Annotated in this window: 20 protein-coding genes; 9 read left to right on the top strand and 11 right to left on the bottom strand. The window is 71.9% G+C overall.

The features are described 5' to 3' along the window. Nucleotides 1–143 precede the first annotated feature (143 nt). On the top strand, nt 144–1,250 hold the full coding sequence (locus AB0I82_RS31640) for an Lrp/AsnC family transcriptional regulator (RefSeq protein ID WP_363260871.1): 1,107 nt from the start codon (nt 144–146) through the stop codon (nt 1,248–1,250). 131 nt (nt 1,251–1,381) lie between these two features. Here the strand turns inward: AB0I82_RS31640 and AB0I82_RS31635 are convergent, their stop codons facing one another. Continuing rightward, a complete protein-coding gene (locus AB0I82_RS31635) occupies nt 1,382–2,161 on the bottom strand; it encodes an IclR family transcriptional regulator (protein WP_363260870.1) in 780 nt (259 codons plus the stop codon). A gap of 199 nt (nt 2,162–2,360) precedes the next feature. Between AB0I82_RS31635 and hutH the strand changes: the two genes are divergently transcribed. Both hutH and hutU read left to right on the top strand, forming a co-directional pair. Further along, nucleotides 2,361–3,899: a histidine ammonia-lyase gene (gene hutH, locus AB0I82_RS31630; RefSeq protein WP_363260869.1), complete on the top strand. Its 1,539-nt coding sequence runs from the start codon at nt 2,361–2,363 to the stop codon at nt 3,897–3,899. Nucleotides 3,900–3,934: 35 nt separating this feature from the next. Continuing rightward, nucleotides 3,935–5,599 (top strand): urocanate hydratase, encoded by a 1,665-nt coding sequence (gene hutU, locus AB0I82_RS31625; RefSeq protein ID WP_363260868.1) that lies wholly within the window; start codon nt 3,935–3,937, stop codon nt 5,597–5,599. Nucleotides 5,600–5,732: 133 nt separating this feature from the next. Here hutU and AB0I82_RS31620 read toward each other — a convergent pair whose 3' ends face one another. Beyond that, a complete protein-coding gene (locus AB0I82_RS31620; RefSeq protein WP_363260866.1) occupies nt 5,733–7,157 on the bottom strand; it encodes an amino acid permease in 1,425 nt (474 codons plus the stop codon). 185 nt (nt 7,158–7,342) lie between these two features. Here AB0I82_RS31620 and AB0I82_RS31615 point away from each other — a divergent pair, with 185 nt between their 5' ends. Next, nucleotides 7,343–8,152: an IclR family transcriptional regulator gene (locus AB0I82_RS31615; RefSeq protein ID WP_363260865.1), complete on the top strand. Its 810-nt coding sequence runs from the start codon at nt 7,343–7,345 to the stop codon at nt 8,150–8,152. A gap of 39 nt (nt 8,153–8,191) precedes the next feature. Here AB0I82_RS31615 and hutC read toward each other — a convergent pair whose 3' ends face one another. Continuing rightward, the gene (gene hutC, locus AB0I82_RS31610; protein WP_363260864.1) at nt 8,192–8,944 is read right to left on the bottom strand and encodes a histidine utilization repressor; all 753 of its coding nucleotides are present in this window, start codon (nt 8,942–8,944) and stop codon (nt 8,192–8,194) included. A 161-nt stretch (nt 8,945–9,105) separates the two neighbouring features. On the opposite strand from hutC, the gene hutG reads away from it, so the two are divergent. Beyond that, complete coding sequence (hutG, locus tag AB0I82_RS31605) at nt 9,106–10,218, top strand: formimidoylglutamase (protein ID WP_363260863.1); 1,113 nt, start codon at nt 9,106–9,108, stop codon at nt 10,216–10,218. A 16-nt stretch (nt 10,219–10,234) separates the two neighbouring features. Here the strand turns inward: hutG and AB0I82_RS31600 are convergent, their stop codons facing one another. Genes AB0I82_RS31600 through AB0I82_RS31590 form a run of 3 tightly spaced genes read right to left on the bottom strand, consistent with a single transcriptional unit; the run spans nt 10,235 to nt 13,120 of the window. Beyond that, nucleotides 10,235–11,284: an ATP-binding protein gene (locus AB0I82_RS31600; protein WP_363260862.1), complete on the bottom strand. Its 1,050-nt coding sequence runs from the start codon at nt 11,282–11,284 to the stop codon at nt 10,235–10,237. Further along, nucleotides 11,277–12,821 carry a circadian clock protein KaiC gene (gene kaiC, locus AB0I82_RS31595; RefSeq protein ID WP_363260861.1) on the bottom strand — a complete coding sequence of 515 codons (1,545 nt, stop codon included), beginning with the start codon at nt 12,819–12,821 and terminating at the stop codon, nt 11,277–11,279. The genes AB0I82_RS31600 and kaiC overlap by 8 nt, the downstream gene beginning before the upstream one ends. Next, the gene (locus tag AB0I82_RS31590; RefSeq protein ID WP_363260860.1) at nt 12,818–13,120 is read right to left on the bottom strand and encodes a circadian clock KaiB family protein; all 303 of its coding nucleotides are present in this window, start codon (nt 13,118–13,120) and stop codon (nt 12,818–12,820) included. The genes kaiC and AB0I82_RS31590 overlap by 4 nt, the downstream gene beginning before the upstream one ends. 211 nt (nt 13,121–13,331) lie before the next feature. On the opposite strand from AB0I82_RS31590, the gene AB0I82_RS31585 reads away from it, so the two are divergent. Together AB0I82_RS31585 and AB0I82_RS31580 are read left to right on the top strand one after the other, a co-directional pair. After that, nucleotides 13,332–13,976 (top strand): response regulator transcription factor, encoded by a 645-nt coding sequence (locus AB0I82_RS31585; protein ID WP_363260859.1) that lies wholly within the window; start codon nt 13,332–13,334, stop codon nt 13,974–13,976. A 119-nt stretch (nt 13,977–14,095) separates the two neighbouring features. After that, nucleotides 14,096–14,797 (top strand): GAF and ANTAR domain-containing protein, encoded by a 702-nt coding sequence (locus AB0I82_RS31580; protein WP_363260858.1) that lies wholly within the window; start codon nt 14,096–14,098, stop codon nt 14,795–14,797. A 54-nt stretch (nt 14,798–14,851) separates the two neighbouring features. Here AB0I82_RS31580 and hemC read toward each other — a convergent pair whose 3' ends face one another. Then, on the bottom strand, nt 14,852–15,790 hold the full coding sequence (gene hemC, locus AB0I82_RS31575) for a hydroxymethylbilane synthase (protein WP_363260857.1): 939 nt from the start codon (nt 15,788–15,790) through the stop codon (nt 14,852–14,854). 266 nt (nt 15,791–16,056) lie between these two features. Between hemC and AB0I82_RS31570 the strand changes: the two genes are divergently transcribed. Then, nucleotides 16,057–16,704, top strand: a complete 648-nt coding sequence (locus AB0I82_RS31570; RefSeq protein ID WP_363260856.1) for a transglycosylase SLT domain-containing protein — start codon at nt 16,057–16,059, stop codon at nt 16,702–16,704. Here AB0I82_RS31570 and AB0I82_RS31565 read toward each other — a convergent pair. From AB0I82_RS31565 to AB0I82_RS31550, 4 genes are all read right to left on the bottom strand, one after another. After that, on the bottom strand, nt 16,701–17,177 hold the full coding sequence (locus tag AB0I82_RS31565; protein WP_363260855.1) for a MarR family winged helix-turn-helix transcriptional regulator: 477 nt from the start codon (nt 17,175–17,177) through the stop codon (nt 16,701–16,703). The genes AB0I82_RS31570 and AB0I82_RS31565 overlap by 4 nt on opposite strands. Before the next feature lie 18 nt (nt 17,178–17,195). Then, a complete protein-coding gene (gene asnB, locus AB0I82_RS31560) occupies nt 17,196–19,037 on the bottom strand; it encodes an asparagine synthase (glutamine-hydrolyzing) (RefSeq protein ID WP_363260854.1) in 1,842 nt (613 codons plus the stop codon). Between the two features lie 271 nt (nt 19,038–19,308). After that, on the bottom strand, nt 19,309–20,475 hold the full coding sequence (locus tag AB0I82_RS31555; RefSeq protein WP_363260853.1) for an FAD-dependent oxidoreductase: 1,167 nt from the start codon (nt 20,473–20,475) through the stop codon (nt 19,309–19,311). Next, complete coding sequence (locus tag AB0I82_RS31550; protein ID WP_363260852.1) at nt 20,472–20,792, bottom strand: bifunctional 3-phenylpropionate/cinnamic acid dioxygenase ferredoxin subunit; 321 nt, start codon at nt 20,790–20,792, stop codon at nt 20,472–20,474. The genes AB0I82_RS31555 and AB0I82_RS31550 overlap by 4 nt, the downstream gene beginning before the upstream one ends. 223 nt (nt 20,793–21,015) lie before the next feature. Between AB0I82_RS31550 and AB0I82_RS31545 the strand changes: the two genes are divergently transcribed. Then, nucleotides 21,016–21,759, top strand: a complete 744-nt coding sequence (locus AB0I82_RS31545; RefSeq protein WP_363260851.1) for an IclR family transcriptional regulator — start codon at nt 21,016–21,018, stop codon at nt 21,757–21,759. Nucleotides 21,760–21,870 lie beyond the last annotated feature (111 nt).

The following is a 21,870-nucleotide window of genomic DNA, read 5'->3' as shown; positions in this document are numbered from 1 at the left end:
CCTGGCCAAGGACGTACCCGCAGGTGCAGGATCTTTTCGGTATGGCCGGTCATTCGCAGGAATCTGCCGTGGAAAGCGCCGTGGACACTGCCGTGGGAACAGCCGATACAGCCGTGGAAACTGCCGATACTGCCGCTACTGCCGTGGATACTGCCGTCAACGAGCTGGACGAGCTGGATCTCAGCCTGGTCAACACGCTGCAGATCGACCCGCGGGCCCCGTGGACCCGGGTCGCCCGGGCGCTCGGCATCGACCCGGTGACCGCGGCCCGCCGCTGGGAGCGGCTGGCCGGCAGCGGCGCGGCGTGGATCACCGCCCAGCCGGGGCCGCGGCAGTCCGGGCACGCGTGCGTGGCGTTCGTGGAGGTGGACTGCGCGGCCGGGCACGCGCTGGCCGTCGCGCACCGCCTCGCGGCCTGGCCGCGGGTGCTCACCGTCGAGCACACCAGCGGCGACCGCGACCTCCTGCTGACCGTGGCCGTACCGGACCTGGCCACGCTCTCGCACTCGCTCCTCGAAGCGATCGGCGCGCTCACGGGCGTTCGCGCCCTCCGCAGTCAGCTGGTGACCCGGGTGTACGCGCAGGGCGGCGACTGGCGGCTGCGCACGCTGGACGCCGAGCAGCGGGCCGCGCTGACGCCCGCCGCGCCGGGCCCCGGCAGGCGGCCACTGCGGGAGCTCACCGCGCAGGACCGGCGGCTGATCGTGCTCCTGGGCATGGACGGCCGTACCTCGCTGACCCGCCTCTCCGCGGAGCTGGGCGTGGGCATCAGTACGGTACGGCGACGGCTGACCGCCCTGCTGGCCTGCGGCGACCTGGTCCTGCGCGGCGAGCTCGCCCAGCCGCTCTCCGGCTGGCCCGTGACGCTCTGCCTCTGGGCACACCTCCCGGCCGACGACCGGGACACCGTCGCGCGGCTGCTGAACGCGCTGCCGGAACTCCGCGCCTGCCTGGGCGTCACCGGCGGCCGGGCCAACCTCTTCCTCAGCGTGTGGCTGCGTTCGCTGGCCGACGCCCGCCGCCTCGAAGCGTTCCTCGCCGATCGGGCCCCGCGCCTGACGATCCTCGACCGCGGCGTCGTCCTGCAGTTCGTCAAGCGCATGGGCCGCATCCTGGACCCGGCGGGCCGCAGCGTCCGCACGGTCCCGATGGACATCTGGACACCGACGCCGCTGCCGCTGCCGGACGAGCCGGGGAGGGCGGGGTTTCGGTATCGGGCGAGGGCGGTGGGGCCGGGGGTGGGGCGGTGAGGGGAGGGGCCGGCGGGCGGGGCGTTGTCAGTCCCTGCCGCTACTGTGTTGAGAAGGGGACCTCGTGCACCCCCATGGGGGAAGAGGTGGGGGAAACGGTACGTCGGGCGGCGCCCAGCCCTGCGCCCCGTTCATTCCGCAGGCGGCGCGGCCGGTGTGCCGCCGATGCGGAGGGTCAGGTCGCGGGCCGTGCGGAGGACCTGTTCGGCGATTCGGGTCTGTTGGTCGGGGGTGGCCTCGGCGGCGGGGTAGGTCACGGCGACCCCGGCGACGGGGTGCGCGCTGTGGTCGAGTACCGGCGCGGCGACCGAGGAGAAGCCCGGCGTGACCTCGCCCTCCTCCGTGGCGTACCCGCGGCGCCGCACTTCCACCAGCAGATGGCGCAGCGCGGAGAGCGAGCCGGGGCCGATGCCGTGCCGGACGACGAACGCGGACGGGTCCGGAAACAGCGCGCGGACCTGGGCCCCCGGCAGCCGCGCGAGCATGGCCCGGCCGCTGGCCGTCAGATGCGCGGGCAGCCGCACGCCGACCTCCGTCACCAGCGGCGCCCGCCCCGGCGCGCGCTCCTCGATCACGTAAATGACCTCGCGGCCGTGCAGCACCGCGAGGTGCGCGCTGTGGCCGGTGCGGTCGACCAGTGCGGTCAGCGGCGCGCGCGCAAGGCGCTGGAAGGGGGCCTGACGGCTGTAGCCGGAGGCGAGTTCGAAGGCGCTGACGCCGAGGCCGTACCGGCGCTCGTCCGGCAGGTGCACCACGAAGCCGTCCTGGGCGAGGGTGTCGAGGAGGTGGTACGTCGTCGAGCGGGGCAGCCCTACGTCGCGGCTGATCGCCGCAGCGGGGACCGGGGCGAGCTGGCGGGCGAGGTAGCGGAGGATCGCCAGGACCTGGGCGGCTGCGGGGACGGTTGCCATGGCCCGAGGGTATTCGCCGTGGGGGTGTGGGTCGGCGCCCGGCGTTCCCGCCGTTGTGGTTGCTCGCGCAGTTCCCCGCGCCCCTGACGGGGCGCCCCTGCCGCACAGCCCGCGGGACCGTGACAGATGTCTGGGATCCCAGACAGAAAGCCTCCGTGAGGCATGGAACAGGGGATCTGACCTGGTGCTTCATTGAGGCATGTCAACTGTTGTTATTGACGTCGGCGCGCTCTCCGCCGACGATGTCGTGGCCGTCGCCCGCCACGGCGCCACCGTCACGCTCTCCCCCGCGGCGCAGGAGGAGATCTCCCGCAGCCGCAAGGTCATCGAGGCCCTGGCCGACGACGTGACTCCGCACTACGGCGTCTCGACCGGCTTCGGTGCCCTCGCCACCCGGCACATCCCCACCGAACTCCGCGCCCAGCTCCAGCGCAGCCTGGTCCGCTCGCACGCCGCCGGCTCCGGCCCCGAGGTCGAGCGCGAGGTCATCCGCGCGCTCATGCTGCTCCGCCTGTCCACCCTCGCCACCGGCCGTACCGGCGTCCGCCTGGAGACCGCCGAGGCCTACGCCGCGCTGCTCAACGCCGGCATCACCCCGGTCGTCCGCGAGTACGGCTCGCTCGGCTGCTCCGGCGACCTCGCCCCGCTCGCCCACTGCGCGCTCGCCGTCATGGGCGAGGGCGAGGTCCGCGACGCCGACGGCGAGCTGCGCCCGGCCGCCGAAGCGCTCGCCGCCGCCGGCATCGCGCCGGTCGCCCTCCGCGAGAAGGAGGGCCTGGCCCTCATCAACGGCACCGACGGCATGCTCGGCACGTTGGTCCTGGCCGCCCACGACCTGCGCCGCCTGCTCGCCACCGCCGACATCAGCGCCGCCATGAGCGTCGAGGGCCAGCTCGGTACGGACGCGGTCTTCGCCGCCGACCTGCAGGCCCTGCGCCCGCACCCCGGCCAGGCCGACAGCGCCGCCAACCTCCGTGCCGTACTCGCCGACTCCGCGATCGTCGCGAGCCACCGCGGCCCGGAGTGCACCCGCGTCCAGGACGCGTACTCGCTGCGCTGCTCGCCCCAGGTGCACGGCACCGCCCGGGACACCCTCGGCCACGCCGAGCTGGTCGCCTCGCGCGAGCTCGCCGCCGCCGTCGACAACCCCGTCGTCACCCTCGACGGCCGCGTCGAGTCCAACGGCAACTTCCACGGCGCTCCCGTCGCCGCCGTCCTGGACTTCCTCGCGATCTCCGTCGCCGACGTCGCCTCGATCGCGGAGCGCCGTACGGACCGCTTCCTGGACGTGGCCCGCAACCACGGCCTCAACGCGTTCCTCGCCGACGACCCCGGCGTCGACTCCGGCCACATGATCGCCCAGTACACCCAGGCCGCGATCGTCTCCGAGCTCAAGCGCCTCGCAGCCCCCGCCTCCGTCGACTCCATCCCCTCCAGCGCCATGCAGGAGGACCATGTCTCCATGGGCTGGGCGGCAGCACGCAAGCTGCGCAAGGCGATCGACGGCCTCACCCGCGTCGTCGCGATCGAGATCCTCACCGCGGCCCGCGCGCTGGACCTCCGCGCTCCGCTCACCCCCGCGCCGGCCACCGCCGCGGTCGTCGCGGGCCTCCGCGCCGACGTCGAGGGCCCCGGCACCGACCGCTACCTCGCCCCCGAGATCGAGGCGGCCGTGCAGTACGTGGCCTCGGGCGAGGCCCTGCGCGCCGCCGAGTCGGTCGCCGGCCGGCTCCGCTGACACCCGGCCACTCCACACTCCGAAAGGACAACACCATGACAGGCGCACGCCCCGTCCGCGCGGCCCGCGGCACCGAACTCTCCGCTCTCGGCTGGCAGCAGGAGGCCGCCCTGCGGATGCTCCAGAACAATCTGGACCCGGAGGTGGCCGAGCACCCGGACAAGCTGGTCGTCTACGGCGGTACCGGCAAGGCGGCCCGTGACTGGCGCTCGTTCGATGCGATGCAGCGGACGCTGCGGACGCTGAAGCAGGACGAGACGATGCTGGTGCAGTCCGGCCGTCCGGTGGGCGTCATGCAGACCCACGAGTGGGCCCCGCGCGTCCTGATCGCCAACTCCAATCTGGTGGGGGACTGGGCGAACTGGGAGGAGTTCCGGCGCCTGGAGGCCCTGGGCCTGACCATGTACGGGCAGATGACGGCCGGGTCGTGGATCTACATCGGTACGCAGGGGATCCTGCAGGGCACGTACGAGACCTTCGCCGCGGTCGCCGCGAAGAAGTTCAACGGCACGCTCGCCGGGACGATCACGCTGACCGCGGGGCTGGGCGGCATGGGCGGCGCGCAGCCGCTGGCCGTGACCATGAACGACGGTGTGGCGATCTGCATCGACTGCGACCCGCGGGCGATCGAGCGGCGCATCGAGCACCGGTATCTGGATGTCCGCGCGGACAATCTGGCGCATGCGCTGCAGCTGGCCACCGAGGCCCGGGACGCCCGGCGCCCGCTCTCGATCGGCCTGCTGGGCAATGCGGCCGAGCTGCTGCCGCGGATGCTGGCTGAGGGCGCGCCGATTGACATCGTCACCGACCAGACCAGCGCGCATGACCCGCTGTCCTACCTGCCGGTCGGCGTCGACTTCGACGAGATGGCTTCTTACGCCGCCAAGGACCCGGCCGGGTTCACCACCCGCTCCCGCGAGTCCATGGCCAAGCACGTCGAGGCCATGGTCGGCTTCATGGATGCCGGGGCGGAGGTCTTCGACTACGGCAACTCCATCCGCGGTGAGGCCCAGCTGGCGGGCTTTGAGCGGGCGTTCGCCTTCCCCGGCTTCGTGCCCGCCTACATCCGCCCGCTGTTCTGCGAGGGCAAGGGCCCCTTCCGCTGGGCGGCCCTCTCCGGCGAGGCCTCGGACATCCACAAGACCGACAAGGCCATCCTGGACCTCTTCCCGGAGAACGAGTCGCTGCACCGCTGGATCAAGATGGCCGGCGAGCGGGTCCACTTCCAGGGCCTGCCGGCCCGGATCTGCTGGCTGGGCTACGGCGAGCGGGACAAGGCCGGTGAGCGCTTCAACGAGATGGTCGCTGACGGCACCCTGCAGGCCCCCCTGGCCATCGGCCGCGACCACCTGGACTGCGGTTCCGTGGCGTCCCCGTACCGCGAGACCGAGGCCATGCTCGACGGCTCCGACGCCATCGCCGACTGGCCGCTGCTCAACGCCATGGTCAACGTCGCCTCGGGTGCCTCCTGGGTGTCCCTCCACCACGGTGGCGGGGTCGGCATGGGCCGCTCCATCCACGCCGGTCAGGTCTCCGTCGCTGACGGCACCAAGCTCGCCGGGGAAAAGGTCCGTCGCGTGCTGACCAACGACCCCGGCATGGGTGTCATCCGGCACGTGGATGCCGGTTACGACATCGCTGACACGGTTGCCGACGAGCGGGGCGTGCGTATCCCGATGCGCGAGAACCCCTCCGCGTAACCGTTCCTGCCGGGCGGGGCCATCGCCAATGACGTCGACGGCCCCGCCCGGCACTTTTTCGGGCCCGCGAAAGGGCCCTTCAGAGCCCGTTACCAGGCTCTGAAGGGCCCTTTCCGGGACCCTTTCGGGACGGTCAGTCCCGTGCCGGCACGGGGGCTTCGGCCGGCTTTTCCTGGGGGGAATCGGTCACGGCGGCGGTGCCGTTACGCGGACGGAGCCAGAGGAAATGGACCACCGACAGCAGGGCCAGCCAGGCGGCCCCCACGATCAGCGCGACCCGAGTGTCCGCGGAGAATGCGAGCAGCACCATCACCGCGGCCATGAAGACCATGGCGATGATCTGTCCGTACGGCCAGAACGGGACCTTGTAGGCGAGTGCGGCCGTCTCCTCCTCCGACATCTTCCGCCGGGCCGCGTACTGGCTCGCGAGAATCATCAGCCAGACCCAGACGGTCGCGAAGGTGGCGATCGACGAAATGATGAGGAAGATGTTTTCGGGCATGGCGTAGTTCAGCACCACGCCGAGCAGCAGCGCACCGATCATGATGGCGACGGTCATCGTCGGTACGCCGTTGCGCGAAAGGCGGCGCATGACGGCCGGGGCCTGGCCGCGCTCGGCCATGCCGTACATGATGCGGCCCGCGGCGAAGATGTCGCTGTTGATCGCGGAGAGCGCGGCCACGATCACGACGACGTTCAGTACGGCGGCCGCGGACTTGATGCCGATACCGGCGAAGATCTGCACGAACGGGCTGCCGTCCGAGCCGATGTCCTGCCAGGAATTGAGCGACATGAGGACGGCGAGCGTCAGCACGTAGAAGAACACGATGCGCAGGGGAATGGTATTCACCGCGCTCGGAATGGTCTTCTCCGGGTTCTCCGCCTCGCCGGCCGTGACGCCGATGACCTCGGTGCCGCCGAAGGCGAACATCACGACGGCGAAGGACATGATGAGGCCCTCGGTGCCGTGCGCGAAGAATCCGCCGTGGCTCCAGAGGTTGGAGACCCCGACGTGCATTTCGCCGCCGCCGATACCGAAGACGAGGATGGCGAGCCCGCCCACGATCATCGCGCAGATGGCGACGATCTTCACCAGCGAGAGCCAGAACTCCAGCTCACCGAAGACCTTGACGCTGAAGAGATTCAGTACGCCGATGAGGGCAATGGCGGCCAGCACCCAGATCCAGCGCGGCACATCGGGGAACCAGAATCCCATGTAGACGCCGAGCGCGGTGACGTCGGCGATACAGACGATGACCATTTCGAAGGCATAGGTCCAGCCGGTCGAGAATCCCGCGAACCGGCCGAGATACCGGGTGGCGTACTCGCCGAAGGAACCCGCGCACGGATGGTTCACCGCCATCTCGCCGAGCGACCGCAGCACGAGGAAGACGGCCGCGCCGCCGATCAGGTACGCCAGCAGTACCGCCGGGCCGCCGGCCTGGATGGCCTCCGAGGAGCCGTAGAAGAGCCCGGTCCCGATGGCGGAGCCGAGGGCGATGAAACGGATGTGGCGGGACCGGAGACCCCGCTGCAGTGTTGCTTTTTCGGTGCTCAAAAGATGCCCTCTCCTTCGGGAACAGCACGCCCGTCCCTGACGTGCGACATGGGCCGTTGCCTGGTGGGAGCGGCTGTCGTCGCTTCTCACTTGAACACAGGCGCCGCATGTATATGCCTGTATAGACAGGACCGTCAAGAGGTCTTCCGGGAGACGGGCGGATGACGGAGCGGCGGGAATCCGGAATGCCCGGAACGGCGGCGGCCGCGTCCAGCACCTCGCCGGCCGTCGGGCGGGCGCTGGACATCCTCACCCACCTCGCGGGGCGCTCGGGCCCGGTACGGGTCGCGGCGCTCGCCCGCGAACTGGGCATCCCGCGCTCGTCGGCGTACCACATCCTCACCGTGCTGGCCGGGCGCGGCTTCGTCACCTACCTCCCGGACGAGCAGGCGTACGGGCTGGGCGTCGCCGCCTTCGAGATCGGCTCCGCCTATCTGCGGCACGAGCCGCTGGAACGGCTCGCGCGCCCGATCCTGCGCACCCTCGCGGGCCGCCTCGCGCAGCCGGTGCACCTGGGCGTGCTGCACGGCGCGGAGACCGTGTACCTGCTCAAGGAGCAGCCCGCCGCGGTGCGTTCGGGCGCGGCCGCGGTGCCGCTGGTCACGGAGGTCGGCGTCCGGCTCCCGGCACACCTCACGGCCAGCGGCCGGGCGCTGCTCGCGCATGTCGGGGAGGCGCAGCTCAAGGCGCTCTTCCCGCGCCCGGGCGACCTCATCACCCGTACCGGCAAGGGGCCGCGGTCGCTGGGCGAGCTGCGGGACCTGCTGGCCCGGGACCGGGCGCGCGGCTGGTCGGAGGAGACGGAGCTGGTCTCGGCGGGCTTCCGGTCGGTCGGGGTGGCGGCGTTCGACCACCACGGGCGGCCGGTCGCGGCCCTGAGCAGTACGTGGTACCGCCATCACCGGCCGCGCGACGAGGCGTACGTACGCGATCTGCTGCGCAAGGGCGCGGCCCGCCTCACGCACGCGGTCTCGGGCCGCGCGCCCACCCCGTAAGGCCGCGCCCATCCAGTAGGACGGCCTGAGAGCAGGCTCTCAGCGGTTGTCGAACGTGCCCTGCAGCCGGTACCGCGACCCCGGGTGCAGCAGCCGCGCGATGCTCACCAGCGCGTCGCCCGACCACGTGCGCCGGTGGATCAGCAGGCACGGCTCGGACTCGGGCACGCCGAGCACCGCGCACTCCTCCGCCGACGGCAGTACCGCCTCCACCACGTGCTCGCCCTTGCCCAGCGGCGCCACCTCGGACAGGAACGTGAAGGGGGTCCGCCGGGTGAAGTCCTGCTCCAGATAGCCGGGCGCGAAGTCCGGGTGGACGTACCGGTCCTCCAGCTGGATCGCCACGTCGTCCTCGAAGTGCACCACCCGCGACCGGAAGACCCGGCGCCCGGCGCCCGGGCCGAACTGCGCGGCGACCTCCGGGTCGGCGGTCTCCGCCCGTACGTAGAGCACCTCGGCGCGGTATCGGTGTCCGCGGCGGCGCACCTCGTCGGCGATGTTGTGCACCTCCACCAGCGCCGAACTGCCCTTGTGCAGCGCCACGAAGCTGCCGACGCCCATCACCCGGCGGATCAGGCCCTGCCCCGCCAGCTCGCGCAGCGCGCGGTTCACCGTCATCCGGGACAGCCCGAGCGAGTCCACGAACTGGCTCTCCGACGGGAGCGCGTCGCCCTCCCGCCAACGGCCGCTCATGATCTGCTCGGTGACGAGGTCCTTCACGCGCTGGTACGCGGGGGCGCCCGGCGCCTGCGCCTTGTACCGCCGCGCGAGGTCAGCAGCCTCCCCGGCCAAGCCGTTCACCGTCCCTCGCACTCGTGGTCACACGCTCTTCGCGGGTGACGTGGACCGGAATCCTAGTGGGTCTCGGATCCGAGGAACCCGGGCGTCCGCGCTGGCCCACGGGCCGGTGGCCGGGTGTGATGGCAGCGGATCACCGAGGAGCTGAAAGAACCGTGACGACCACCGTGCAGCAGACCACGCAGAGCATGCCGACCGAGCAGGCCGCGAAGGCCGCGGAGGCCGCGCGCGCCACCGACCTGGACCTGGACCTGGCCTCGGCCGTCGATGCGCCCGCCGAGCCCTGGACCGGCCGCGACGACGGCCCCGGCATCGAGCACCTGCGCTGGCACCACGCGGTGAGGCCGTACTCGGAGTCCTCGGCCGCCGGCCCGACCCGCGGCTGGGACGCCGCCTTCGTCGGCTTCCGCAGCGATGAGGGGGTGCGGCGCAACAAGGGGCGGCCGGGTGCGGCCGACGGCCCCGGGGAACTGCGCCGCGCGCTCGCCCCGATGGCGCTGCAGACGCCGCTGAGCGCGCTGGACGCCGGGGACATCGAGGTCGGCGACGGCGACCTGGCGGCCGGCCAGCGGCGCCTGGGCCGTGCCGTCACCGCGCTCCTCGACCGGGGCCGCCCGGTGACCGTGCTGGGCGGCGGACACGAGGTGGCGTACGGCAGTTACCTGGGTCTCGCCGGCAGCCGCGCGCTGCGCGACGGCGCCCGGCTCGGCGTCCTCAACCTCGATGCGCACTTCGACCTGCGCGACGACGTCCGGCCCAGCTCCGGCACGCCGTTCCTGCAGATGGCAGAGGACGAGGCGGTCGCCGGCCGGGAGCTGAACTACTGGGTGCTCGGGGTGAGCGCGCCGAGCAACACCGAGCGGCTGTACCGCACCGCCGACCGGCTGGGCGTGCGCTACCTCCCCGACACCGACTGCGGCCTGCTGAACGTGCACCGCGTCGACGCCTTCGTGGACGACTTCCTCGCGAGCTGCGACCTCGTGCACCTCAGCATCGACCTGGACGTACTGCCCGCCGCCGTGGCGCCGGGCGTCAGCGCGCCCGCCGCGTACGGGGTACCGCTGGAGGTCGTGGAACACGTCTGCGCCAAGATCGCGGCCGGCGGTCAGCTGGCCGTCTGCGATGTCGCCGAACTCAATCCGGACCTGGACCTGGACCACCGCACGGCCCGCACCGGCGCCCGCCTGGTCCACCGCATCCTGACGGGCGCGGCCGCCGGTCAGGTGCCCGTGCCCGGCGGGCCGAGCCACGTGGCGCTCGGCAGGTAGAGCCCCGGGCCCCGGCTCATCCGCCCGGTGCGCGGCGCAGCCGCAGCCGAAAGCACGCACCGCCGTGCGGAGCCGGTTCGTACGAGACGTCGCCCCCGTTGGCCCGGGCCAGGCCGCGGGCCACCCACAGGCCCAGCCCCGCGCCGTCACTGGTCCGCTCCGTGCCCGGCCCCCGGCTGAACCGCTCGAACAGCCGCGGTACGAAGTCGGCCGGCACCCCGTCGCCGTGGTCGCACACCGAGACCTCCAGCCACCGGTGATCCAGGGCCACGGCCCGGGTGACGATGGGCGGGCGGCCGTGGGCGATGGCGTTCTCCAGGCAATTGGTGAGCATTTCCGAGAAGGCCAGTCGGTCCACCCGCGCGACCAGGTCGGGTGGGCACGACAGCCGTACCGTCTCGGCCTCCTCCGTGACATCACCCAGCCGCTCGATCAGGAACGGCAGGACGGGAATGTCCTCGGGAACGTCGGGCAGGGCGCTGGCATCGATGCGCGCCGCGGTGAGCAGCTTGCGTACCAGCGCCTGGAGGTGGGCGGTGCGTTCGGCGATCCGGTTCACGGCATCGGCCCGCGCCTGCTCCGGGAGTACCGCCCGCCGGTCGCGCAGCGTGTCGACGAGCACGCCGATCGCGGCCAGCGGATTGTGCAGCTGGTGAGCGGCCACCGCCACGATGACGTTCTGCCGCTCCAGCGCCGCTTCGAGTTCGCGTTGCGCCTGCCGCCGCCGGGTGATGTCGCGCAACGCCGCGACGTGCAGCGTGTCGGCCTCCAGCAGGGCGGTGGTGACGCGCATCTCCACCACCCGCACGCCTCTGTCCGGGAGCATCAGGTCGATGGTCGTCTCCCCGACGACGAGGGGGAAGCCGAACTCCCTGCCGACCAGTTCGTCGGCGGGCCGGTCGAACAGCTCCTCGGCGGCCGGGTTGCAGAAGAGGATGCGCCCGTGCGCGTCGACGGCCAGGATGCCGTCCGCCGTCGCCGAGACGATCACTCGCCGGATGTCGTCGGGGCCGGTGCCGTGCTCCCCGTCCGCGCCGTGGAAGCGCGGACGGTTGCCGTCAGCCATCGGGGTCCGCCCGTGTGGTCGGCGCGCGGCTGTCGGACGCGCCGTACGGGTCCGCCGTGAACACGGGCTCCGCGTACCCGGCCAGTACGGAGGTCACGCCGTGCAGCAGGCCGCCGATGTGCATCCCCGTACTGTCGATGGTGACTTCGCGGATGCGGTGGTCGTGGGCCGAGCCGCGGGCCTGCACCACCGTGACCGCCCGCCGCGCCCGGCCCCCCACCTCCAGGTAGCGCAGCAGGACCGACACATCGGTGAGGCTGGCGATCCGTGCGGCGATACCCGAGCCGGTGTTCAGCGGCATACGGTCGGCGGGCAGTGAGGTGAGCAGGGTGGTGATGGCGCGTGGCCGCAGTACCGCGCCCAGCGCGACGAAGAAGTCCAGCAGCGAACGCTGGGTGGTGATGCGCTCCAGCGCCGAGAAGGTGTCGATGACCAGCCGCGCGGGCCGGAAATCCGCCACCGCCCGCCGCACCAGGATGAAGTGGTCCTCCAGGGCGGAGGTCTCGGGGTACTCGGACACCACCCGGAGCAGCCCGGTCGCCTCCATCGCGGACAGGTCCAGACCCCAGCCCGAGGCGTTGCGGTCCAGCTGCTGGCGGGTCTCGTCGAAGGTGTACAGCAGGCAGCGCTCGCCCGCCTCCACGCCGGCGGTGACGAACCGCAGTCCGGCCAGTGTCTTGCCGGCCCCGGTCGGGCCGGTGAGCAGGACCACCGCGTCGCGGTAGATCCCGCCGCCGCACATCTCGTCCAGGCCCGGAATGCCGGTGGAGACCCGGTCGCGGATCACGGCCCCCTCGTGCGGCGCGAGGAACGCCAGGGGGACGACGACGATGCCGTCCCGCGGGTCGATGGTGAACAGCCATTCGCCGGTACGGTGCGGGCCGCCACGGAGCTTGACGATCTCCAGGGTCCGGCGCCGCCGTTCCTGGAACAGGGTGTTGCGCAACACGATGACGTTGTTGAGGGCGAACTCCTCCACGCCCAGCCGGGAGATGCCGCCGTACTCCGTCTCCCGCTCCGTGGTGATCACCGAGGTGACGCCGAGCGACTCCAGGGTGGCTGCCACGCGCAGCAGTTCCTGCCGGACGGTCCCCTGGCCGGGGAAGCTCAGAAAGACCGCGCCCAGCGAGTCCAGCGAGACCCGTTTGGCGCCGATGGTGTGGACGGCGTGTTCGATTCTGGCCGCCAGCGCGTGGAAGTCGTACGCGCCGATGACGGCCCCTTCCTCCGTGCTGGAGGCGGAGGCGTCGACGAAGGCCCATTTCCCGGCCCGCTCCCACTCCGCGATCGTGAGTCCCAGCGAGAGCGCGTTGCGCCGGATGTCCACCGGAGGTTCTTCGAAGGTGACGAACACCCCCGGCTCGTCGTATGCCTGTATTCCCCGAGCGAGGAACTCGGTGGCGAACAACGTTTTGCCGCTGCCGGCCGTACCGGTGACCAGCGTGCACCGGCCCGCGGGCAGCCCGCCCAGCGCGACCTGGTCGAAGCCGTTTATGGCGGTGGCCACGCGCGGGACCGATCCGTTGCCCGATGTCATGGCCGTACCTCCTCAGGGTGTTCGTTCGCGCTCGGCAGGCCCAGGGCGACAGCGGCGCGTTGATGGTCGGACAGGTCACCGATGACCCGCCGCTGCGGGGGCGGACTGAGCCTGATGACCGTCGGGGTGGCCAGGATCCGCCCCTCCTCCGCCAGTTCGGGGCACTCGACGGCATCCACTATCTGGAGGTCGTACCGATTGCGCAGCCGGCTGTCACACAGCAGACGCAGGTTGGCCACGGCTTCCTGGGACCGTACGGTCTGCCCGGCGATGAAGAGTTTGAACGAGTAAGTGGTCACGTGGGACGACCTCCTGATACCTGTCGTCCGCTGGTGCACGGGGCGGAGCAGCCTCGGTGCCCACTGTCCTCCGGAAGCCGGGCCTCTACCAGACCGGAACCGGCATCCCGGCCCGCCGGAGGGCGCGGTCCGGAAATCCGGTGACGCACTCCGCGCGGGCGGTGCTGCCGGACTAGGCTGGACCCCCGGCCGACAGGGTGGGGTGGCCACGATGACCAAGGTGCTGGTGGTCGAGGACCAGCGGGCACTCGCCGACGCGCTGGAGCTGGCCATCACCGCGCAGCCGGACCTGGAATGCGTGGGCGCGGTCGGCTCGGTCGAGGCCGCGCTGCCGCTCGCCGCCGCGGGCACGGACACCGTCCTGATGGACATTCACCTCCCGGGCGCCGACGGCATCGAAGGGACCGCCGCGCTCAGGGCGGCCCACCCCGGGATCCGCGTACTGATCCTCACCGCCGACACCGACCCCGCGGTGCTCGCCGCCGCCACGGCGGCCGGCGCCGCCGGTTTCCTGTCCAAGTCCAGCGGGCTGTCCGACATCCTCGCCGCGGTGCGGGCACCGGCCGGCGGACCCCTGCTGGTCGAGGGCGCTGCCCTGGCGGCGGTGCTCGGCCCGGCCGGCGGCGGCAGGAACGGGCCGGGCGAGACCGGACCGGCACGTCTGACGGCACGCGAACGGGAAGTGCTGCGGCTGCTGGGGGAGGGACTGAGCCCCCGGGCGATCGCCGAACGCCTCGTGATCAGCAGGCACACCGCCCGTGGCCACGTGAAGAACGTGTTGATGAAACTGGGCGCCCACAGCCAACTGGAGGCGGTGGTCGCGGCCACTCGCGCCGGACTGCTGCCCGGTGACTGAAAATCCGGCCCGTATGAGGGGTACCGCTCGGACCGTTTGAGGGTTCTCGCCGTCCGTCCCGCCGCCTAATTTCGAGGACAGAGAGGCGTGCCCCGGTGGAAAGGCAGGTGTCCGAGGCAATGACGGATCAGAAACGGGCCTTCGGCGAAGTGTCGGGGTTCGCGGCCGTCCTCGCGACCGCCCCTCCTGTCAGCGACCTGTTGCAGGACCTCGCGCAGCGTTCCGCCGCCGCGCTCGCCGTACGGAGCACCGGGGTCTTCCTCGTACGGGAAGGGGAGCTGCGCCCCGTCGGCGTACTGGACGGAATGGCGGCCGAACTGGCCGACGTCCAGGCACAGGAGCGCTGTGCACCGTGCACCGAAGCGCTGCGCACCGTACGGCCGGTGACCGTTCCCGACCTGGCGCGGGACGCGGCGCGGTGGCCCGGCTATGGCGAGCGGGTCCTCGACCTGGGTGTGGCGGCGACCGCCAGCCTGCCGCTGCACTTCCACGGGGAGGCGCTCGGGACACTGGACCTCTACCACACAGCGCCGCGGCCCTGGTCCGCCGGCGACCTCGCCTTCGCACGGGTGCTGATCGACATGACCGTCGCCTACCTCACGGTGGCCGCCGACCGGGACCACCAGCGGCGGGTGGCGGACCAACTGCAGCACGCGCTCGACAGCAGGGTCGTCATCGAACAGGCCAAGGGGGTGCTCGCAGCCGAGCGCCGGATCCCGATCGGGGAGGCGTTCGAGGTGCTGCGCAAGTACGCGCGGCACCACCGTGCCAAGCTGCGCGACACGGCCGAGTCGGTCGTCGCCGGCCGCCTGCGCCCCTGAGGGCGCGGCGGCGAAGGGCTTGCCGGGCAACACGCGCCGCTCGGCAGCGGCACGTCAGTGCGGAATATCGTCGATCAGTTCGCGGGCGCCCTGGCGGAGCAGCGCAACGGCGACCGAGGTACCGAGGGTGGCGGGGTCGAGCCGGCCCGCCCACTCGTGCGCGTTGAGGATCGTCTTGCCGTCGGGGGTGAACACGCAGGCCCGCAGCGACAGGTCGCCGCCGCCGCGCCCGGACCGGGCGTAGCCGGCGATGGGGGAGTTGCAGTGCCCCTGGAGCACGTGCAGGAACATCCGCTCGGCCTGCGTCTCCCGGTGCGTGTCCGGGTCGCCGAGCCCGGAGACCGCGTCGATGGTCTCGGTGTCGTCCTCGCGGCACTGCAGGGCGAGCACTCCCGCGCCGATCGGCGGGCACATCGTGTCGACGGACAGCACCTCGGTGATCACGTCGGGGCGGCCGATGCGGTGCAGCCCGGAGACCGCGAGCAGCAGCGCGTCGGCCTCCCCGGCGTGCAGCTTCTCCATCCGCCGGTTGGCGTTGCCGCGCATCGGTACGCACTCCAGGTGCGGGTGCGAGGCGGCGAGCTGAGCGCGGCGGCGTACGGACGAGGTGCCGATGCGGGTGCCCGGCGGCAGCTCGTCGAGGGTCAGACCGCCGGGGTGGATGAGCGCGTCCCGTACGTCGTCGCGCTTGAGGAACGCGGCGAACGTCGTGCCGGCGGGCAGCGGCCGGTCGGCCGGGATGTCCTTGACGCAGTGCACCGCGAGGTCCGCTTCCCCGGACAGCAGCGCCGCGTCCACCTCCTTGGTGAACGCGCCCTTGCCCTCGACCGCGGAGAGATCACCCATCCAGCGGTCACCGGTGGTGGTCACCGGGACGACCTCGGTGGCGATGCCCGGGTGCAGCGCGGCGAGTTCGGTACGGACGCGCTCCACCTGGGCCAGGGCCATGGGGGAGGAGCGGGAGACGATACGGATCAGCTCAGGGGCGGACATGGGGCCACGATAGCCCCGCCCGGCCACTCCCACCGCCCGGGCCCCGACTCGTAGCGCAAAACTTCGAAGATATCGTCAGTCCGCCCGGACCGCCGGTCGCGGCCGGGTGCTCGGCGGGTCTTGATTGCGGCTGATAGGACGCCTCCAAGTGAGCCGGCGGCTCGACGGGAAGGCGATGATTTCCCATGCACGTGGCCAGGACTGCAGCCACCGCCCTTTCCTCTGTTCTCGTCCTGATAATTCCTGCCGCAATCGTGATCAGCGGAATGGCGGATATGCGTCCCGGTGAGGCCGGGACGCACACGGAAGAAGCCGCGCTGTACGGCGGGAATGCCCGGCCGGCCGCGGCCCGGGCGGGCCACCGGGCGCCTGCCGCGGCCGCCCGGAAGGTCCGGGTCTCGTCGGCCGGGCTGGAGGGGCAGGCCGCCACCTTCGTCGCGGCGGGGCTGACGGAGCAGCGCTTCGAGGCCGCGGCCCGGGCGTCCCGGGCCAGCTCAGAGGCGCGGAGCGCGGCGCTGGAAGAGCGGGCGCGGGCAGCGGCCAGGAAGCGCGCCGAGGCCCGGGAGCGGGTGGAGGCGGCAGGGCCGGCCGGGTGGATCCGGGCGTGTCTGCGGGTCACAGGATCACCCGAATACTGGTACGCGGGGCTGTGGACGATCGCCCGCAGGGAATCCGGGTTCGACCCGAATGCTTTCAATGGCTGGGATGCCAACGCGGTGGCGGGCGAGCCGTCCCGGGGGCTTTTCCAGACGACCATGGGAACGTTCCGGGCGCACCATCAGCCCGGTACGGCATGGGACATCAATGACCCGGTGGCGAATTGCGCGGCGGCCGTGAATTACATCAAGGCGCAGTACGGCGACATCTCCCGCGTACAGCAGGCGGATTCCGGCAGCCCACCGAAGGGCTATTAGCCCTCCGCGAGGCGCCGCAGCAGGGCGCCCGCCTCCAGTACCCGGCGGATGTCCTCCTGGGGCAGCGTGCCGAGACGCCCGGCGAGCGCCTCGGCCTCGCTCTGTGCCACGTCGTTCAGCGCGCGGACGCCGTCCTTGGTGATGACGACGCGGGCCGCGCGCCCGTCGGTGGGGTCCGGCTCCCTGCGGACCAGCCCCGCCGACTCCAGGCTCGCCACCGCGGCCGTGGCCGTCGGCTGCGAGCAGGGGATGCGGTCGGCCAGTACGCCGATGCGGGACGGGCCGAGCTGGGTGAGCAGGGCGAGGACGATGAGCTGGGTGGGCGGGACGCGGCGGCCGGGGACGGCCCTGCCCAGGCTGCGCAGCAGCCGGTGCAGGGTCACGACCAGTTCGAGCGCGGCCTCTTCACTGATCGTGCCCGGTGCCGTCTCCTCGTCGACCGCCACGCCACCGTCCACCCGTCTGTCGTCCAACGACCTGCCTCGATCAGGTCAAGAGAGTGTAATGGTCGGCGAGTACATGTCCATCCAGAGGGCCAGGTCCAGGGTGCGCTCCAGGCCGCGCCGCGATGCCTGGGTGATCTGCGGGACGTCCACCTTGACAGCGCGCTGCAGCCAGTCGCGGCTGACCAGGTCGAACACCGGGTGCGAGGGCTTGGCGAGCAGGTCCTTGAGGTGGCCCTGGAGCGCGACGGCGTACTGCGGGTCCTGCGTGGAGGGGTACGGGCTCTTCACCCGGTCGTACACCGACTTCGGGAGCACATCGGCGGTGGCCTCGCGCAGCAGGCTCTTCTCCCGGCCGTCGAACGACTTCAGGCTCCACGGGGTGTTGTAGACGTACTCCACGAGCCGGTGGTCGCAGAACGGCACCCGCACCTCCAGGCCGACGGCCATGCTCGCCCGGTCCTTGCGGTCCAGCAGGACGCGGACGAACCGGGTGAGGTGCAGATAGCAGATCCGGCGCATGCGGTACTCGAAGTCGCTCTCGCCGTCGAGCCGTTGCACGTCCCGCACGGCCGTGTCGTAGCTGTCCCGGATGTAACCGTCCAGGCCCATCGCCTTGGTGACGCCCTCGGTGAGGATGTTGCCGTCGTCGCCGAAGTGCTCGGCGAACTGCACGAGCCAGGGGAAGGTGTCCGCCTCGCGCGCCTTGGGGTCGAAGAACTGCTTGTACCCGCCGAAGACCTCGTCGGCGGACTCGCCGGACAGCGCCACCGTCGAGTGCTCACGGATCGCCTTGAACAGCAGGTACAGCGAGGCGTCCATGTCGCCCAGGCCCATCGGGATGTCCCGGGCGCGGATCATCTTGGAGCGTACTTCGGGGTCGGCGAGCTGGTCGGAGTCCAGGACGATGTCCTGGTGCTCGGTCTTCGAGGCACGCGCCACGTCGTGCACGAAGGGGGTGTCCGGGGTGTCGCGGAGCGCGTCCGGGGTGAAGTTCTCGGTCTGGCCGACGAAGTCGACGGCGAAGCTGCGGACCGTCTTGTCCTCGGCGGCCAGCTGCTGCGCGGCCAGCGCGGTCATCGCGGAGGAGTCCAGACCGCCGGAGAGCAGGGTGCAGCGCGGCACGTCGGCGACGAGCTGGCGGCGCACGATGTCGTCCAGCAGCGACCGGACGTGCGCGATCGAGGTGTCCTTGTCGTCGGTGTGCTGCTTGGTCTCCAGCGTCCAGTAGACGCGGGTGCGCAGGCCGTTCTTGGTCAACGTGACGACCGTGCCGGGCTCGACCTCGCGCATGCCTTCGTATACGGCGTGGCCCGGCGTCTTGACGAAGGCGAACAGCTCGCGCAGGCCGTCCAGCGTCACGGTGGGGCGCACCTGGGGGTTGGCGAGGATGGCCTTGGGCTCGGAGCCGAAGAGCACACCGTCGTCGGTGGCGTAGTAGTAGAAGGGCTTGATGCCCATCCGGTCGCGGATCATCACGAGCTTCTGCTCGCGGCTGTCCCAGATGGCGAAGGCGTACATGCCGTTGAGGCGTTCGGCGACGGCCTCGCCCCACTCCAGATAGCCGTGCAGCACGACCTCGGTGTCGGAGTCGGTGGTGAAGCGGTGGCCGCGCGCCGCCAGTTCCTTGCGCAGTTCGGAGAAGTTGTACGCCTCTCCGGAGTAGACCATCGCGACCGGGCCGTCGGGGGTGTCGACGGTCATCGGCTGGCGGCCGCCCGGCAGGTCGATGATGGCGAGCCGGCGGTGGCCGAGGGCCGCCGGGCCCTGGATCCAGGTCCCGGCGTCGTCCGGACCGCGGCAGGACATGGTCTGCGTCATGGCGTCGACGGTGTCCTGTTCGGATCGCAGGTCACGCTGGTAGGCGACCCATCCGGCGATTCCGCACATGCTGCTCCTCCGAATCCGACCCCGGGCTCGGTGCGTCGGGGGGCGGCCGGAAAACGGCAGGCGTCAGCGGCCGGACACCCAGGGTCACGTGTATCGAGCACCTATGTATCGAGCATGTGACAGCTGAATGTCGTCCGTCAACAGGGCCATGGGGGGCGAATGCGGCTGACCGGGCCGGAGGTAAAGCGGGCGCCAAGTGCCGGTATTCGCAAGGTATTTGGGTGGTCATGGGAGTGCCGCGGCCACTCTCCGTGGCCGCGGCACGCGCGATTCAGCCGGCGACCGGCTGGGCGGCCCGCATCAGCTCGCGGCGCGCCTTCATGAAGGGGCGGGGGCGGTTGAGGGCGAGTACCGCCGTGGTGCGGCCGTCGCGCTCGTACGCGGCGAGGAAGCTGCGGTCCTCGGGGGAGCCGTCGATCACCCGCACGGTGTCGGTGGGCAGCCGCCGCCCGGCGAACTGGATGCGGACGCCGTACTGGTCGGACCAGAAGTACGGCACCGCGCGGTGCGCCACGAGGGTCTCGCCCGCGAGGAGGTTGTGCGCTGCGGTGGCGGCCTGTTCGGTCGCGCTGGTCCAGTGCTCGGTACGGGAGCCGTCGACCCGGGCCACGTCGCCGACCGCGACGACGTGGGGGAGCGTGGTCACGCACCCGGCGTCGGTGACCACCCCGTCGTCCAGGGCGAGCCCGGAGCCCGCCAGCCAGTCGGTGTTCGGGCGGACGCCGATGCCGACGACGACGGTGTCGGCGGGCAGCACCCGCCCGTCGGCCAGCTCGACACCGGTGACCCGCCCGCCCGGGGCGCCCTGCAGCGCCGCGACGCCCGTACCGGTGACCAGCGTGACCCCGTGATCCCCGTGCAGGGCCGCGCAGACCCCGGCCATCTCCTCACCGAGCTGCGGCAGCAGCGGGAGCGGCGCGGCCTCGACGACCGTGACTTCGTGGCCGAGCGCGGCGCACGAGGAGGCGACCTCGGCGCCGATGAAGCCGCCGCCGATCACCACGACCCGCAACGGGCCGCCGGCCAGATCGGCGCGGAGCGCCTGGGCGTCGTCGAGGCTGCGCAGCGCGTGCACCCCGGCGAGCTCGGGCCCCGGCAGCCGGCGCGGGGTGGCGCCGGTGGCGATGACCACCCCGTCGGTGGCCAGGGACCTGCCGTCCTCCAGGACCACCGACCGGCCGCCGGCGTCCAGCCCGGCGGCGCGCGTCCCGAGCAGCCACTCCGCGTCCAGCTCGGCGACCTCCTCGGCGTCCGCCAGCGCGAGGTCCTCCTGCCCGGTGATGCCCTTGAGGAAGTCCTTGGAGAGCGGCGGCCGGTCGTACGGGCGGTGGTGCTCGTCCCCGACGATCATCAGCCGGCCCTCGAACCCCTGGGAGCGCAGCGCTCTCGCGGCGTACAGTCCGGCCAGCGAGGCTCCGACGACGGTGACCGTCCTCATGCGGCGGTGCCTTCCTGGGCGGCGTGGTGCACGAAGATCATGCCGTTCTCCACGGTGACGGAGTGGGTGCGGACGGCCCGCCGGGCGGGCAGGCAGGTCGGCATGCCGGTGCGCAGGTCGAAGGAGGCGGCGTGCAGCGGGCATTCGACCAGGCAGCCCTCCAGCCAGCCGTCGGCGAGCGAGGCGTCCTGGTGGGTGCAGGTGTCGTCGATGGCGTAGATCTCGCCGTCGGCATTGAAGACGGCGATGGGAGGTGCGGTGTCGATGCGAACCGACTCGCCTGCGGGCAGGTCATCGAGGTGGCAGACGGGAATCACGGGGCACCCCTCTTACTGTTCGGTATAGTTGAGTTCCGCGATGCGCACGGCGAAGCGCTCTGCGCAACAGAATCCAAGCCGGGAGCCCGCGCGTCAAGCGCCTCCCTCAAGAAGCCGGCCCGCATCGGGTCGCGCCAGGTGGTGAGATCGGATGACGGAGAACGCCAAGGACACGTCGGGGGCCAGGTCAGCGCAGAAATCAGCCCGCGGAGCGGGCAGTTCCGTGCAGTCGGTGGACCGTGCGGTCACGGTGCTGGAGATCCTGGCCCGGCACGGTGAGGCGGGGGTGACCGAGGTCGCCGACGAGCTCGGGGTGCACAAGTCGACGGCCTTCCGGCTGCTCGGCGTGCTGGAGAACCGGGGGCTGGTCGCTCAGGAGCAGGAGCGCGGCAAGTACTACCTCGGCGCCGGGGTGCTGCGGCTGGCCGGGGCCGCCGCGGTCCGGCTGGACATCTCGCAGGAGGGTGCGCCGATGTGCCGGCTGCTCGCCGAGGAGCTGGGCGAGACGGCCAACATCGCGGTGCTGGACAACGGCGCCGCGGTCAACATCATGCAGGCCCGCGGCCCGGCCTCGGTCACCGCGCAGAACTGGCTCGGCCGCCGCACCCCGCTGCACGCGACCTCCAGCGGCAAGGCGCTGCTGGCGTTCCAGCCGGGCCCGGTGCAGGACGCCGCGCTCGCCCGGAAACTGCCGCGGCTCACCGAGCGGACCATCACCTCCGTCGCCGAGCTGCGCGAGCAGCTCGCCGAGGTGGTGCGCAACGGCTTCGCGGTGGCGATGGAGGAGCTGGAGCTGGGGCTGCACGCGGTGGCCGCGCCGGTGCGCGCGCACGACGGCCAGGTGATCGGCGCGATCAGCGTCTCGGCGCCCGCGTACCGGCTGGAGCCCGAGCGCATCCCGGAGGTCGCCAAGCGCACGGTCGAGGCGGCCCGGGAATTGTCCCGGCGGATGGGGTACGGGAGTTGATCTTTGCCGCGTAGACGGTTCGACCGTGCGCAGGAGGGATGCGGGGCCGGTGCTCACCGGCCCCGCAGTCATGCGCGCCGACCGTGCGCGCGCTTTTACCAACGGTTAACT

This window comes from Streptomyces sp. NPDC050315 (assembly GCF_040655775.1).
GTDB lineage: Bacteria > Actinomycetota > Actinomycetes > Streptomycetales > Streptomycetaceae > Streptomyces.
The sequence above is the reverse complement of the archived record's forward strand: the minus strand, read 5'-3'. Positions and strand labels throughout refer to the sequence as shown.